We start from the raw sequence: 11639 nt of genomic DNA, 5'->3' as shown, positions 1-11639 counted from the left end.
TGCAGCCGTCATCCCGGCCCTGTGCCGGGATCCACCGGGCGGCAAGCGTGAAACAAGAGGAGCCGCTACCGGGCCGGCGGCGCGGTGGACCCCGGGACAAGCCCGGGGTGACGATGGAATTGGGGCGGCCGAACCTGCGGAAGCCTAACGCCGCACGATCAGATAGTTCATCCGCGCTGCGGCGATGGGCTTGGCGGGGTCGTCCTGCCACGCGGTCGCTTCGACATTGGCGACTCGCGTGCCCAGCCGGGTGACGATGCCGCGCGAGCGAGTCGGCTTGTCGCGGCCGCCGCGCATGAAATCGACCGTCACGTTGACCGGCTTGACCTCGCCCCCGCCCTCGCCCGCCAAGGCGTCGTACAGGGCAACGATCGCCGCCATCTCCATCAGACCGCTGATCGCGCCGCCGTGCAGGAATCCGGGACGGCCAAGCACGTGATTGCCGAACGGCATCACCAGCACCGGCGCGCCGTCGCCGTCGCGTTCGGCGGTCAGCCCCAGCAGTTGGGCATAAGGGGGAAGCCGGTCGATCATCGCGGATAGCCGTCGGGCGCCATGAACGTGCCCGCGACATGCGCGAGCGGATCGCTCGGGTCGCCGTCATGCGCCTGGCCGCGAACGAACGCGATCGATCGCGTCAGCCGATAGCATTCGCCGCGCCCGACCACCGTCTTGCCCGGTGTCGCCGGACGCAGATAATCGACCCGCAGGTCGAGCGTCGCATGCGCGACGAAACTATTCGCGCGCAGCCACACGCCGAGGCTCGTCGCCATGTCCATCATCGACAGGATCGGGCCCGAGGCGATCACGCCGGTGTCGACATTGCCGATCAGCCGCTCGTCATAGGGCAATTCGAGTTCGGCCCAATCGGGGCCGTGCGCGCGATAGCCGATACCGATCGCGCCGCCATGGCCCAGCCGGCTGTTGAGAAAACGCGCGGGGTCGAATTGGAAGCCGTGGCTCATTGTCCGGATGCCCTACACGCGCGGCCGCGTGGCGCAACACCCAACACCGCCTCTTGCCTTGTCGCCGCGACCGGCTAGCTTACTGACAACAATGTAAGGAGAGGCGGATGCATCCCAGCGTCCATGCGCGGACCGACGCCGACAAACCGGCGCTGATCGTCGCGGAAACCGGCGAGACGTGGAGCTATGCCGAACTCGACCGGCGGTCGAACCGCGTCGCGCATCTGTTCCGCTCGCACGGCCTGGCGATCGGCGACACGGTCGCGATCTTCATGGACAATGTGCCGGAATATTTCGCGCTGACCTGGGGCGCGCAGCGTGCCGGGCTGTTCTACGTCTGCATCTCGTCCAAGCTGACCGCGCCCGAGGCCGAGTACATCATTCGCGATTCGGGCGCGAAATTGGTGATCGCCTCGGCCGCGCTCGCGAGCATCGCCGAACCGCTCGCCGCGCTGCTTCCCGATCTCGACCGGCTCTTGCTGGGCGGCACGGTGACCGGCTGGGACAGCCTTCAGGATGCGCTCGCGGCACAACCCGATACGCCGATCGCCGACCAGCGCGCCGGGATCGACATGCTCTATTCGTCGGGCACCACCGGTCGGCCCAAAGGCGTGCGCGTCGCCTTGCCCGAGGATGCCGACATCGCCGCGGTCAACGTCCTGGCGATGCTGGCACAGGGACTCTACGGCTTCGGTCCCGACACGATCTATTTGAGCCCCGCGCCGATGTACCATGCCGCGCCCCTGCGCTGGTGCATGACCGTCCACCGGCTCGGCGGCACGGTGATCATGATGCAGCATTTCGATCCGGTCACAGCCCTCGCGCTGATCGAGAAATATCGCGTCAATGCCAGCCAATGGGTGCCGACCCATTTCGTCCGCATGCTCAAATTGCCCGAGGAAGAACGCCGCAAATACGACGTGTCGAGCATGAAGGCCGCGATCCATGCCGCCGCGCCCTGTCCGATCCCCGTCAAGGAAGCGATGATCGCCTGGTGGGGGCCGGTAATCTACGAATATTATGCCGGCTCGGAAGGCAACGGCTTCACCTCGATCACTTCGGAGCAGTGGCTCGCGCACAAGGGGTCGGTCGGCAAGCCGGCATATGGCATCGCCCATATCTGCGGCGAGGATGGCGAGGAATTGCCGGCCGGAAGCGAAGGCCTGATCTATTTCGAGGGCGGCGGCCAGTTCGCATACCATAACGACCCGGCTAAGACCGCCGAGGCGTCGAACGCCAAAGGCTGGACGACGCTGGGCGATATCGGGCGTCTCGACGAGGAGGGGTTCCTCTATCTGACCGACCGCAAGAGTTTCATGATCATCTCGGGCGGGGTGAACATCTATCCGCAGGAGATCGAAAATCGCATCATCACCCATCCCAAGGTCGCCGACGTCGCGGTGATCGGCGGACCCGACCCCGATATGGGCGAGCGCGTGATCGCGGTGGTCCAGCCCGCCGACATGGCCGATGCCGGCCCCGCTTTGGCCGAGGAACTGACCGCCTGGTGCCGCGCCGAATTGTCGGGCGTGAAGACCCCGCGCCAGATCGACTTCACCGCCGAATTGCCGCGCCACCCCACCGGCAAGCTCTACAAACGCTTGCTCCGCGACCGCTATTGGGGCGAGAGCGGCAGCAGGATTGTGTGAGCCCATCCGTCATGCCAGCGAAGGCTGGCATCTCGTGAAGGGACATACCGCACCAGACCCCAGCTTGCGCTGGGGTGACGAGTTGGAGAGCGACATGAACGACCGCGTCACCATCACCATCGCCGACCAGATCGCCGATGTCCGCCTCGCCCGGCCCGACAAGATGAACGCGATCGACCCGGCAATGTTCGAAGGCATCGGCGCGGCGATCGATTCGCTCGCAGGTCGAACCGACGTCCGCTGTGTCGTCCTTTCCGGCGAAGGCCGCGCCTTCTGCGCCGGACTCGACATGGCGAGCATGCAGGCCGGCGGATCGGGCTTGTCCTCGCGCGCCCGCAACGACCAGGGCGCGATCCTGCCGCAGCACGTGGCCTGGGGCTGGCGCAACCTGCCGATGCCGGTGATCGCGGCGGTCCATGGCGTCGCATTCGGTGGGGGATTCCAGATCATGTCGGGCGCCGACATCCGCATCGCCGCGCCGACCGCGCGCTTCGCCATCCGTGAGACATACTGGGGCCTCGTCCCCGACATGGCCGGCTTTCCCTTGTGGCGCAGCCTGGTCCGCGACGATGTGCTGCGCGAACTGGTCTATACCGCGCGCGAATTCGATGCCGGGGAAGCCCTGGCGCATGGCTTCGTCACGCGCCTTGCCGACGATCCCCTCAGCGCGGCGATGGACCTGGCACGCCAGATCGCCGGCCGCAGCCCGCATGCCATCCGCGGCGACAAGCGTCTGCTCAACATGATGCACGACGCCGATCCGGTGACCATGCTCGCCGCCGAGACCGAGGAGCAGGTCAAGGTGATCGGCAAGCCCAATATGATGGAAGCGGTCGCCGCCAACATGCAAAAGCGCGTCGCGGTGTTTCAGGACTGATCGAGCATGGATCTGCGTGTCAGGCCGACGGTGCGCGCCGATGCATCTGCGCTCGCCGATCTGCTCAACGAAATCATCGCCGCGGGCGGCACCACCGCCTATGAGACGCCGTTCACGCCCGAGGCCTTCGCCGACGCGCATATCGACGGGCCAGGCGTGATCACCAGTGTCCTCGCCGAGGATGGCGACGGCTGCGCGACGGGCTTTCAGATCCTGCTCGCCAGCGACAAGCTCGGGCCCGGTTGGGGCGATATCGGCACGTTCGCGCGCCGCGGATCGACCACGCGCGGAATCGGATCGACGCTGTTCTCCGCCACCAGGGTCGCGGCGATTGCCGCCGGACTGAAGACGATCAACGCGACCATCCGCGCCGACAACACCGGCGGACTGGCCTTTTACGCGCGGATGGGGTTCGTCGATTACGCCGTCGCGCACGCCGTCCCGCTCGCCGATGGTACGCCGGTCGACCGTATCTCGCGCCGGTTCGACCTGGCGTAGGCGGAATCAGCAGATGTCCGTTGCGCGATCCGGGCCGAGCCCCGCCTGCCGGACCGCCAGCAACGGTGCTGCATGAGGATCGTGACGTGGAACTGCGCCGGTGCGCTCCGCCGCAAGACCGCGGCGGTCGACACGCTCGGGGCCGATATCCTCGTGGTCCAGGAATGCGAGAATCCTGCGATGTCCGACGCCGGCTATGCCGATTGGGCGGGCAACCACGTCTGGGCCGGCGCGATCAAGCATAAGGGGATCGGCGTCTTCGCGCGCAACGGCATTTCGATCGAGGCGCTGGGTTGGAACGGTGACGGACTGGCCCATTTCCTGCCGGTCAGGATCGACGGCCGGCTCGATCTGCTAGCGGTCTGGACGCAGCCGGTCGTGCCGTCGACCTATTCCTATATCGGCCAGTTCTGGCAATATCTGCAGCGCCACCGTGTCGCCTTTGGGCCGAACTTACTGATCTGTGGCGACCTCAACAGCAACGCGATCTGGGACCGCAAGACGCGGCGCTGGAACCATTCGGATTGCGTGCGTGAACTCGGCGAGATCGGCCTGGTCAGCCTGTATCATGTCGCGTCGGGCGAGCCTCAGGGGGCGGAGAGCCGCCCGACCTTTTTCCTTCACCGCGATCCGGCGAAGCCTTTCCACCTCGACTATATATTCGCGCATGCCAGCCGGATGGCGCCGGGATGGTCGGAACTGCAGGTCGGCGATCCCGAGGATTGGCTGACGCTCAGCGATCACATGCCGGTGATCGTCGACCTGTGACATCTCAGACTTCGCGCACCAGCCATTTTTCGAGCTCGCCGCGAAAGGCCGGGTCGGTCCGGTCGACCCCGGTACTGACGATCGTCACGTCGCACGTCGCCAGCGGCACGCCGTCCTGCAGCGCCAGGCTCAACGTCTGCCACGATCGCGTGCCGAGCCGCCCGATCCCGCTGGCGATGGCCATCTCCTTGGGGAAATTGCCTTCGCCGAGATAGTTGATCTCGACATTGGCGACCAGACCGCGGGCGCGGCTCGGGCCGGCACTGTTGAGCACGTGGAAGAAGCGGATGCGTGCGGTCTCGAACAGCGCCGCCCAGGCGACGTTGTTGATGTGACCGAGCACGTCGAGATCCTGAAAGCGGGTCTGGATAATGTCGTGGTGCGGATAGGCGGCTGGATCGAGCCGCCAGGGTGCAGGGCGAGGCATAGCTCGTCCTTGCCGACCCCCCGGGGACAAGTCGAGTCTCTTTACCGGTATAACTTAGCGCATAGACCATATGCCGATCAGACTTGTTATTTGCAGTCCGTTTCCGGCGTTAAACGATTTTGGTTGCATCCAGTCTCGAATGGGAGCCTCCTTCCTACAGTTAACACAGGGGAAGTTACCATGAGTCGTGCTATGGTTCTGGCGGCGATCGGTGCCACTTGTCTTATCGCAACTGTCTCTATCGCCAAACAATATACTGATTACATGCCACAAAAAGGCGTGTGGGAAATCAACGCGATCGAGGTCGACCCCAATCATGTCGACGACTATCTGACCGGCCTTCGCAAGTCGCAGGTTCCCGGTTTCGAGGTGATGAAGGCGCATGGAGTCATCGACTCCTACAAGTTCCTCGTCCGCAACGGCTATAATAAGGGCGCGCCGAGCGTCCTGATCATGACCCACTTCACCAGCGCCGCGATGCTCGAGCCCGATAAGGCGCGCGACCAGATGATCGAAAAGGAAATCCTCGCCAAGTTCAGCGAGGAAGAAGGCAAGATCGCGGTGGCCGGGTACGAGAAGTACCGCACGTTCATCGATGACGGCCTGTGGTCCGAAATAACGATGGCGAAATAGGTCACGCGGCCCCGGGTAGCGCGTGCCATCCGGGGCGGTTGCCGCGTGATCCCGCTTGCCGATTCGCCCGCGTCCGGCGAGGGTCGCCGGCATGAATGTCTCCGATGCCATCGCGGCGCGCCGATCGGTGCGCGGATTCCTCGACACTCCGATCGACCCGGCACTGCTCCGTGACATCGCGGTGAAGGCCGCACGCGCGGCGAGCGGCGGCAATATCCAACCCTGGCACATCGACCTCGTCACTGGGGACAGCTTGGCCGAGCTCAAGGCGATCATGGCGGCCAAGCTGGAGGCGGGTCAGAGCGAACCCCCCGGCTACGATATCTATCCCAGGGAATTCGTCGCGCCCTATCGCGCACGCACCTTCGCGGTGGGCGAGGCGATGTACGGCCATGTCGGCATCCCGCGCGAGGACAAGGCCGCGCGGCGATCGTGGTTCGCGCGCAATTTCCAGTTCTTCGGTGCGCCCGCGGCGTTGTTCTGCACGGTCGACCGCCGGATGGGCCCGCCGCAATGGTCGGACCTCGGCATGTACCTCCAGAACGTGATGCTGCTCGCGGTCGAAGCGGGGTTGGCGACCTGTCCGCAGGAATGCTGGGCGATGTATCCGGAGACGATCGAACGCTTCCTCGGCACGCCGGCCGGCCGCATGCTCTTCTGCGGCATGGCGATCGGGTATGAGGACAAGGAAGAGCCCGCCAACCGCCTGCGCACCGAGCGGGCGCCGGAGGAGGAGTGGCTCACTCTGCTTGACTGACCTAACCCGTCATGCCGGGCCCGTCCCGGCATCCACGGAGCCCCAAGTTCCGCGCCCAGAGGCACGGTGAACCCCGGCACAAGGCCCGGGTGACGCATGAAACTGCCCGACAGTTCATCCGAGCTCGCGAGCACCCTTGCCTCCTTGCGCCAGATGATGGAGCCTCGGTCCGTGACCCGGCTTCGACTCCTGCCCGCCGTCCTCGCGACCGCGCTACTACTCCCGACCCCCGCGGCCGCCCGCTCCACCGCCACAACCACCGGTGAACATCGCCTCGCCGTCGGCAGTGTCCACCTCTGGTACCGCGTCGCCGGCAAGCCCGGCGGCACGCCGGTCGTCTTTCTCCACGGCGGCCCGGGCGAGGGCAGCCAGACCTTCGCACGCTACGCCGGGCCGGCGCTCGAGGCCCGATTGCGCATGGTCTATCTCGATCAGCGCGGCAGTGGGCGGTCGGACCGGCCCAAGACGGCGGATAATTATTCGATCGCACAATTGGTCGACGATATCGAAGCACTCCGCAGACGTCTCGGTGCGCCGCGCATCGACCTGATCGGTCACTCGTTCGGCACGATCCTCGGCCTCGAATATGCCGCACGTTATCCCGACCGCCTCGCACATCTCGTGCTGGCCGGGGCAGTGCCGGACCTGCCGCGTGCGATTGATATCCAGTGCGCGCGCCTCCAGTCGAGCGACCCCGCCGCCTTCGCTCGCGCGGCGCAGGGCAAAACTCCGGGTGTCTATCCGCGCTGCGACGTCTTCAGTGCCTATGACGGCGACGCCATGAGCGCAGCGATCCACCGCAACATGTATCCGAACGCCGCGATCGGCCGGAAAGTCGACGCGATGGATTCAGCTAACGGCCTCGGCAATACCGGCGAATTGGGCAATGCGCTCAGCTCCAAGGGGTTATGGAGCTACCACTTCGCCGACGCCGCCAAGGTGAGCGCGCCGACGCTCGTCATCGCCGGCGGCCGTGATTTCCAGGCGGTCGAGGCGCCGCAACGCGACCTGGCGAAGGCCCTGCCCCGCGGCCGCTTCCTGCTCTACCCGAACGACGGCCACTTCATGTTCGTCGAGGAACCGCAGCGTTTTGCGAAGGACGTTGCTGCGTTCCTGCGGCAATAGCGGAACCGTTGAATTGCCCGCCATTCATGCCTCCTTCCAGGGCGGCGCCCGGTCTTCCGCTCAACCGCCCGCGACGATCCGCTGGAGCGCGGCGACATGGTCGTCGAACACCTTGCGGCCGGCGCGAGTCAGGCTGGCCCAGGTGCGCTGGCGGCCGTCGAGTGCCGCCTTACGCAGCGAGATGAACCCCGCTTCGGACAGTGCCGCGAGGTGCTTCGACATTACCGAATCACTGCTCGCGGTGATCTCCTTGAGCCGCGCGAATTCCGCGTCCTGAGCATTTGCCAATACCGCCATCACCTGGAGCCGCGCCGGCGCCTGAAGCAGGGGTTCGAACCCGGCGATCGGGTTGATCGGCTCAGGCGCCGAGTTCACGGGCGAACACTCGCTGCCAGATCACGCTGCCGATATAACCGATGACGAACGACGCAGCTGCGAGCGCAAGGCTGATCGCCGGCAGGCCGCGGTCGAGTGCGGCATAGCAACTCGCGGCGTAGAGGATCAGGATCAGCGCCAGCAGCGGGAAGGCGACCATCCGGGTCTTGCCGCGGCGATAGCCGTTGACGAACACGCCGAGCCGACGCCGATCCGACTGCACGACCAGCGCGATGCTGGCGAGGATAAGCGCCAGCAAGCCAAAGCGCAGCGGCAGCGGAACCGCGGGGGTGGCGACCAAGGCCGCCATCATCCCGGCAAATACCGCGTGGCGCCAGGGCGGGCACGCCGCAAGCCGCGCCAGATCCTGTTCGGCCGCGCCCTTCGCCATCAGCGCCATGCGGGCCTGTTCCTCGATCGTGGTCATCATCGATTCCTCACTTTCCAATATGGAAAGCGATAGACGTGACTTTCCGGATTGGCAAGTTAAAACTTTCCATGTTGGAAAATGACGACCTGAGAGGTGCTATGGCGAAAACTCCCTCTCCCGTTGTGGGAGAGGGTCAGGGGAGGGCGCGTTCGAAGGACGCCGAGCATGACACGCCCTCCCCCAGCCCCTCCCGCAAGCGGGAGGGGAGTGCCGCTAACGCCCCTTGCCCGGTGGACGCTGCCCGTCCACAGAGAGGCGATGACCAAGTCCGCTCCGGCGCCCAAGGCAGCATCCGGCATCTGATGGCGGGAGCATTGCGCGTCGGGCTGTTGGGTGGGTCGTTCAACCCCGCGCATTCGGGGCATCGTGCGATCAGCCTGGCGGCGATCAGGGCGCTGGGGCTCGACGAAGTCTGGTGGATGGTGTCGCCCGGCAATCCGCTGAAGGACAAGGCGACCGACATGGCGCCGTTCGCGGTGCGCTTCGCCTCGGCGCGCGCAATGGCCGGGCATGCGCCGATTCGCGTGACCGCGATCGAGCAGCGGCTGGGCACGCGCTACACGGTCGATACCCTTTCGAAGCTGCAACGGCTCTATTCGCGGATCGACTTCATCTGGTTGATGGGCGAGGACAATCTGATCAATTTCGACCAGTGGAAGGGTTGGCGCCATATAGCGAAATCGATCCCGATTGCGGTTATCGCGCGGCCGGGCTATGATCATGCTGCCCAGGCGGTGCCCGCTATGGGTTGGTTGCGGCGCTTTTTCCGGCCCGTACACCAGGCGAAGAACTGGACTACGTGGAGATTGCCAGCCCTCGTGCTGCTTCGTTTCCGCCCTGATTCCACCTCAGCCACCCGGCTGCGTTTGGCCGATCCGGCCTGGCAGCGTCGTTTCCTTCGTCGATCCAACGACACTGACCCTCCTTCCTCCGCACCATAGGACCCACATTGGCCACTAACCCGCATGCGTACCGCTCGTCCGACCCCCAGGGGGCCGAGGCGTTGCACCAGCTTGTCCTGTCCAGCCTGGATGACGACCAGGCGGTCGACACCATCTCGATCCCGCTCGCCGGCAAATCGTCGATCGCCGACCACATGGTGATCGCGAGCGGCCGCTCGACGCGCCAGGTCGCGTCGATGGCGCAGAAGCTCGCCGAGCGGATCAAGGCCGAAACCGGCCGCGGCCCGCGGATCGAAGGCCTGCCGACCGCCGACTGGGTGCTGATCGACGCCGGCGACGTGATCATCCACCTGTTCCGGCCCGAGGTTCGCACCTTCTACAATCTCGAGCGGATGTGGGCGTTCGGCGACGGGCCGTCGGGTTCGTCGCACTGATCGATAAGCAGCGGGGTGATTGAGCCTCTGCTGTCGTCACCCCGGACTTGTTCCGGGGTCCAACCCTCCACAACGGAATCCGTCCGTGGTTGCACGTTGGATGCCGGAACAAGTCCGGCATGACGGGAAGGACTTAGACCCATGCTCCTCCACATCGTCGCGCGGGGACGGATCGGGCGAAGCCCCGAGGCGGAGCTGGTCGACCGTTACCTCAAGCGCGTCAGCTTCCCGACGCGGGTGACCGAATTGCCCGATGCCGGCGGCAGGATGCCCGCGCTCGAACCGCAGACGCGCATCGTCATGCTCGACGAGACCGGCGATACGCCGGGATCAGTCGCCTTCGCCGACAAGCTCGGCAAGTGGCGCGACGACGGGATACGAGAGGTACGCTTCCTGATCGGCGCGGCGGACGGCTTTTCGGCAGAGGAGCGCGCGGCCGCCGACTGGTTGGTGTCGTTCGGGCGCCTGACCTGGCCGCACATGTTGGCGCGAGCGATGCTGGCCGAGCAAATGTGGCGGGCAAGCTCGATCCTTGCCAACCATCCCTATCATCGCGAAGGTTAGCGCGATGCGCGCCGCCTGGACCCTTGCCTTGCTCCCGATCGCCGCGGCGTTCGCCGCGGGCCAGGGCAATGCCCAACCCGATCCAGCGCAGTCCGATCTGGTCGACCAGCAGCACCGCCTGCTCGCTGCGCGGGCCCAATCGGCCGCCGCCGCCGAGCGCGCCGCCAAGCTCGATGCCGCAGCCAAAGCCGAACAGAATGAAGCCGCCAAAGCACGCGCCCAGGAAGAAGCGATGGGCGCGCGAATCCAGCAAGCGCAAGCCGATATCGCCGCCGCGAGCGCGCGCGTGACCTTGGTCGATCGGCTGCTCGGCGAACAGCAGGCGCGGCTCGCGACGCAACAGGGGCCGATCGCGCGGTTGATCGCTGCGCTCTGTTCGCTGGCACAGCGCCCCGACGCGGTCAGCGTGATGCAGCCGGGATCGGTCGCCGACCTGGTCCATGTCCGCGCGGTGATCGGCAGCACGCTGCCACTGGTACGCGCGCGCACGGCGGGGCTGCGCGCCGACCTCAACAATACGCGCCGGCTGCGCGCCGACGCCGCACTCGCCGCGCGCAGCCTGGCCGAAGGCCGCCGGCGGCTGGAGAGCAACCGCATCGCGCTGGCGCGGCTGGAGGCCGAGCACCGCCTGAAATCGCAGGACCTCAGCCGCTCTGCGCTGGCCGAGAGCGATCGCGCGATCGGCCTGGGCGAGCGCGCCCGCGACCTGGTCGACAATATGCAAGTGACGACCAACGACGCGGCCACCGCGCGCGCGTTGTCGGCGCTGGCGGGACCGCTGCCGCGCCCCGATGACGGTACCGAGCCGCCCTTGTCCTGGACCGCCGCGTCCGCGCCTTATCGCGTGCCGGTGACCGGCAAGCTGGTCATCGGATTCGGCGAGGTGTCGTCCGACGCCGGCGTCACCTCGCGCGGGCTGACCTGGGCAGTGCCGGGCGGCGCCGATATCGCCGCGCCCGCCGCGGGCAAGATCATGTTCGCGGGCCCGTTTCGCGATTACGGCAAGATCGTCGTGATCGACCATGGCGGCGGCTGGAGCACGGCGCTGATCGGGCTGGGTACGCTGTCGGTCGCCACCGGTCAGCGCGTCGGGCAAGGCGCGTTGCTTGGCGCGGCACCGCAAGGCGATGTCCGCCAGGTCACCGCCGAACTGCGCCGCAAGGGCCGTCCGATCGATCCGGTGGCGCTGACTGGCTAGGCCGATCGAATACCGCTACATGACATTCACGTTGAGC

Annotated in this window: 16 protein-coding genes; 11 read left to right on the top strand and 5 right to left on the bottom strand. The window is 66.2% G+C overall.

Going from position 1 to position 11639, the window contains the following annotated elements:
* Positions 1-144 precede the first annotated feature (144 nt).
* Together SMA01S_RS10745 and SMA01S_RS10740 are read right to left on the bottom strand one after the other, a co-directional pair.
* Positions 145-534, bottom strand: coding sequence for a PaaI family thioesterase (locus SMA01S_RS10745; RefSeq protein ID WP_066821384.1), 390 nt, complete (start codon positions 532-534; stop codon positions 145-147).
* Complete coding sequence (locus tag SMA01S_RS10740) at positions 531-965, bottom strand: PaaI family thioesterase (RefSeq protein ID WP_066821383.1); 435 nt, start codon at positions 963-965, stop codon at positions 531-533. The genes SMA01S_RS10745 and SMA01S_RS10740 overlap by 4 nt, the downstream gene beginning before the upstream one ends.
* Before the next feature lie 107 nt (positions 966-1072).
* On the opposite strand from SMA01S_RS10740, the gene SMA01S_RS10735 reads away from it, so the two are divergent.
* From SMA01S_RS10735 to SMA01S_RS10720, 4 genes are all read left to right on the top strand, one after another.
* Entirely contained in the window at positions 1073-2614 is a 1542-nt protein-coding gene (locus SMA01S_RS10735; RefSeq protein WP_066821381.1) for an acyl-CoA synthetase, read from the top strand.
* Positions 2615-2708: 94 nt separating this feature from the next.
* Positions 2709-3491, top strand: coding sequence for a crotonase/enoyl-CoA hydratase family protein (locus SMA01S_RS10730; protein ID WP_066821379.1), 783 nt, complete (start codon positions 2709-2711; stop codon positions 3489-3491).
* A gap of 6 nt (positions 3492-3497) precedes the next feature.
* Positions 3498-3989, top strand: coding sequence for a GNAT family N-acetyltransferase (locus SMA01S_RS10725; RefSeq protein ID WP_218016872.1), 492 nt, complete (start codon positions 3498-3500; stop codon positions 3987-3989).
* Between the two features lie 72 nt (positions 3990-4061).
* Positions 4062-4757, top strand: coding sequence for an endonuclease/exonuclease/phosphatase family protein (locus tag SMA01S_RS10720; RefSeq protein WP_066821377.1), 696 nt, complete (start codon positions 4062-4064; stop codon positions 4755-4757).
* A 4-nt stretch (positions 4758-4761) separates the two neighbouring features.
* Here the strand turns inward: SMA01S_RS10720 and SMA01S_RS10715 are convergent, their stop codons facing one another.
* A complete protein-coding gene (locus tag SMA01S_RS10715; protein WP_066821375.1) occupies positions 4762-5184 on the bottom strand; it encodes an acyl-CoA thioesterase in 423 nt (140 codons plus the stop codon).
* A 264-nt stretch (positions 5185-5448) separates the two neighbouring features.
* Between SMA01S_RS10715 and SMA01S_RS10710 the strand changes: the two genes are divergently transcribed.
* The 3 genes from SMA01S_RS10710 to SMA01S_RS10700 all read left to right on the top strand — a co-directional run bounded on the left by SMA01S_RS10710 (position 5449) and on the right by SMA01S_RS10700 (position 7699).
* Positions 5449-5817 carry a hypothetical protein gene (locus SMA01S_RS10710; protein ID WP_066821372.1) on the top strand — a complete coding sequence of 123 codons (369 nt, stop codon included), beginning with the start codon at positions 5449-5451 and terminating at the stop codon, positions 5815-5817.
* A gap of 91 nt (positions 5818-5908) precedes the next feature.
* Positions 5909-6574 carry a nitroreductase gene (locus SMA01S_RS10705; RefSeq protein ID WP_066821369.1) on the top strand — a complete coding sequence of 222 codons (666 nt, stop codon included), beginning with the start codon at positions 5909-5911 and terminating at the stop codon, positions 6572-6574.
* 171 nt (positions 6575-6745) lie between these two features.
* Positions 6746-7699, top strand: a complete 954-nt coding sequence (locus tag SMA01S_RS10700; protein ID WP_066821366.1) for an alpha/beta fold hydrolase — start codon at positions 6746-6748, stop codon at positions 7697-7699.
* A 60-nt stretch (positions 7700-7759) separates the two neighbouring features.
* Here the strand turns inward: SMA01S_RS10700 and SMA01S_RS10695 are convergent, their stop codons facing one another.
* Positions 7760-8074 carry a transcriptional regulator gene (locus tag SMA01S_RS10695; protein ID WP_245649233.1) on the bottom strand — a complete coding sequence of 105 codons (315 nt, stop codon included), beginning with the start codon at positions 8072-8074 and terminating at the stop codon, positions 7760-7762.
* The gene (locus SMA01S_RS10690) at positions 8058-8501 is read right to left on the bottom strand and encodes a hypothetical protein (protein WP_245649232.1); all 444 of its coding nucleotides are present in this window, start codon (positions 8499-8501) and stop codon (positions 8058-8060) included. The genes SMA01S_RS10695 and SMA01S_RS10690 overlap by 17 nt, the downstream gene beginning before the upstream one ends.
* A 305-nt stretch (positions 8502-8806) precedes the next feature.
* Here SMA01S_RS10690 and SMA01S_RS10685 point away from each other — a divergent pair, with 305 nt between their 5' ends.
* The 4 genes from SMA01S_RS10685 to SMA01S_RS10670 all read left to right on the top strand — a co-directional run bounded on the left by SMA01S_RS10685 (position 8807) and on the right by SMA01S_RS10670 (position 11602).
* Positions 8807-9445 carry a nicotinate-nucleotide adenylyltransferase gene (locus SMA01S_RS10685; RefSeq protein ID WP_174543111.1) on the top strand — a complete coding sequence of 213 codons (639 nt, stop codon included), beginning with the start codon at positions 8807-8809 and terminating at the stop codon, positions 9443-9445.
* Between the two features lie 8 nt (positions 9446-9453).
* Complete coding sequence (gene rsfS, locus SMA01S_RS10680; protein WP_066808177.1) at positions 9454-9840, top strand: ribosome silencing factor; 387 nt, start codon at positions 9454-9456, stop codon at positions 9838-9840.
* A 141-nt stretch (positions 9841-9981) separates the two neighbouring features.
* A complete protein-coding gene (locus tag SMA01S_RS10675) occupies positions 9982-10404 on the top strand; it encodes a 23S rRNA (pseudouridine(1915)-N(3))-methyltransferase RlmH (protein WP_066821363.1) in 423 nt (140 codons plus the stop codon).
* Between the two features lie 4 nt (positions 10405-10408).
* Complete coding sequence (locus SMA01S_RS10670; RefSeq protein ID WP_066821361.1) at positions 10409-11602, top strand: murein hydrolase activator EnvC family protein; 1194 nt, start codon at positions 10409-10411, stop codon at positions 11600-11602.
* The last annotated feature ends 37 nt before the right edge of the window (positions 11603-11639 follow it).

It is taken from the genome of Sphingomonas mali NBRC 15500, assembly GCF_001598415.1.
Taxonomy (GTDB): Bacteria; Pseudomonadota; Alphaproteobacteria; order Sphingomonadales; family Sphingomonadaceae; genus Sphingomonas; species Sphingomonas mali.
The sequence above is the reverse complement of the archived record's forward strand: the minus strand, read 5'-3'. Positions and strand labels throughout refer to the sequence as shown.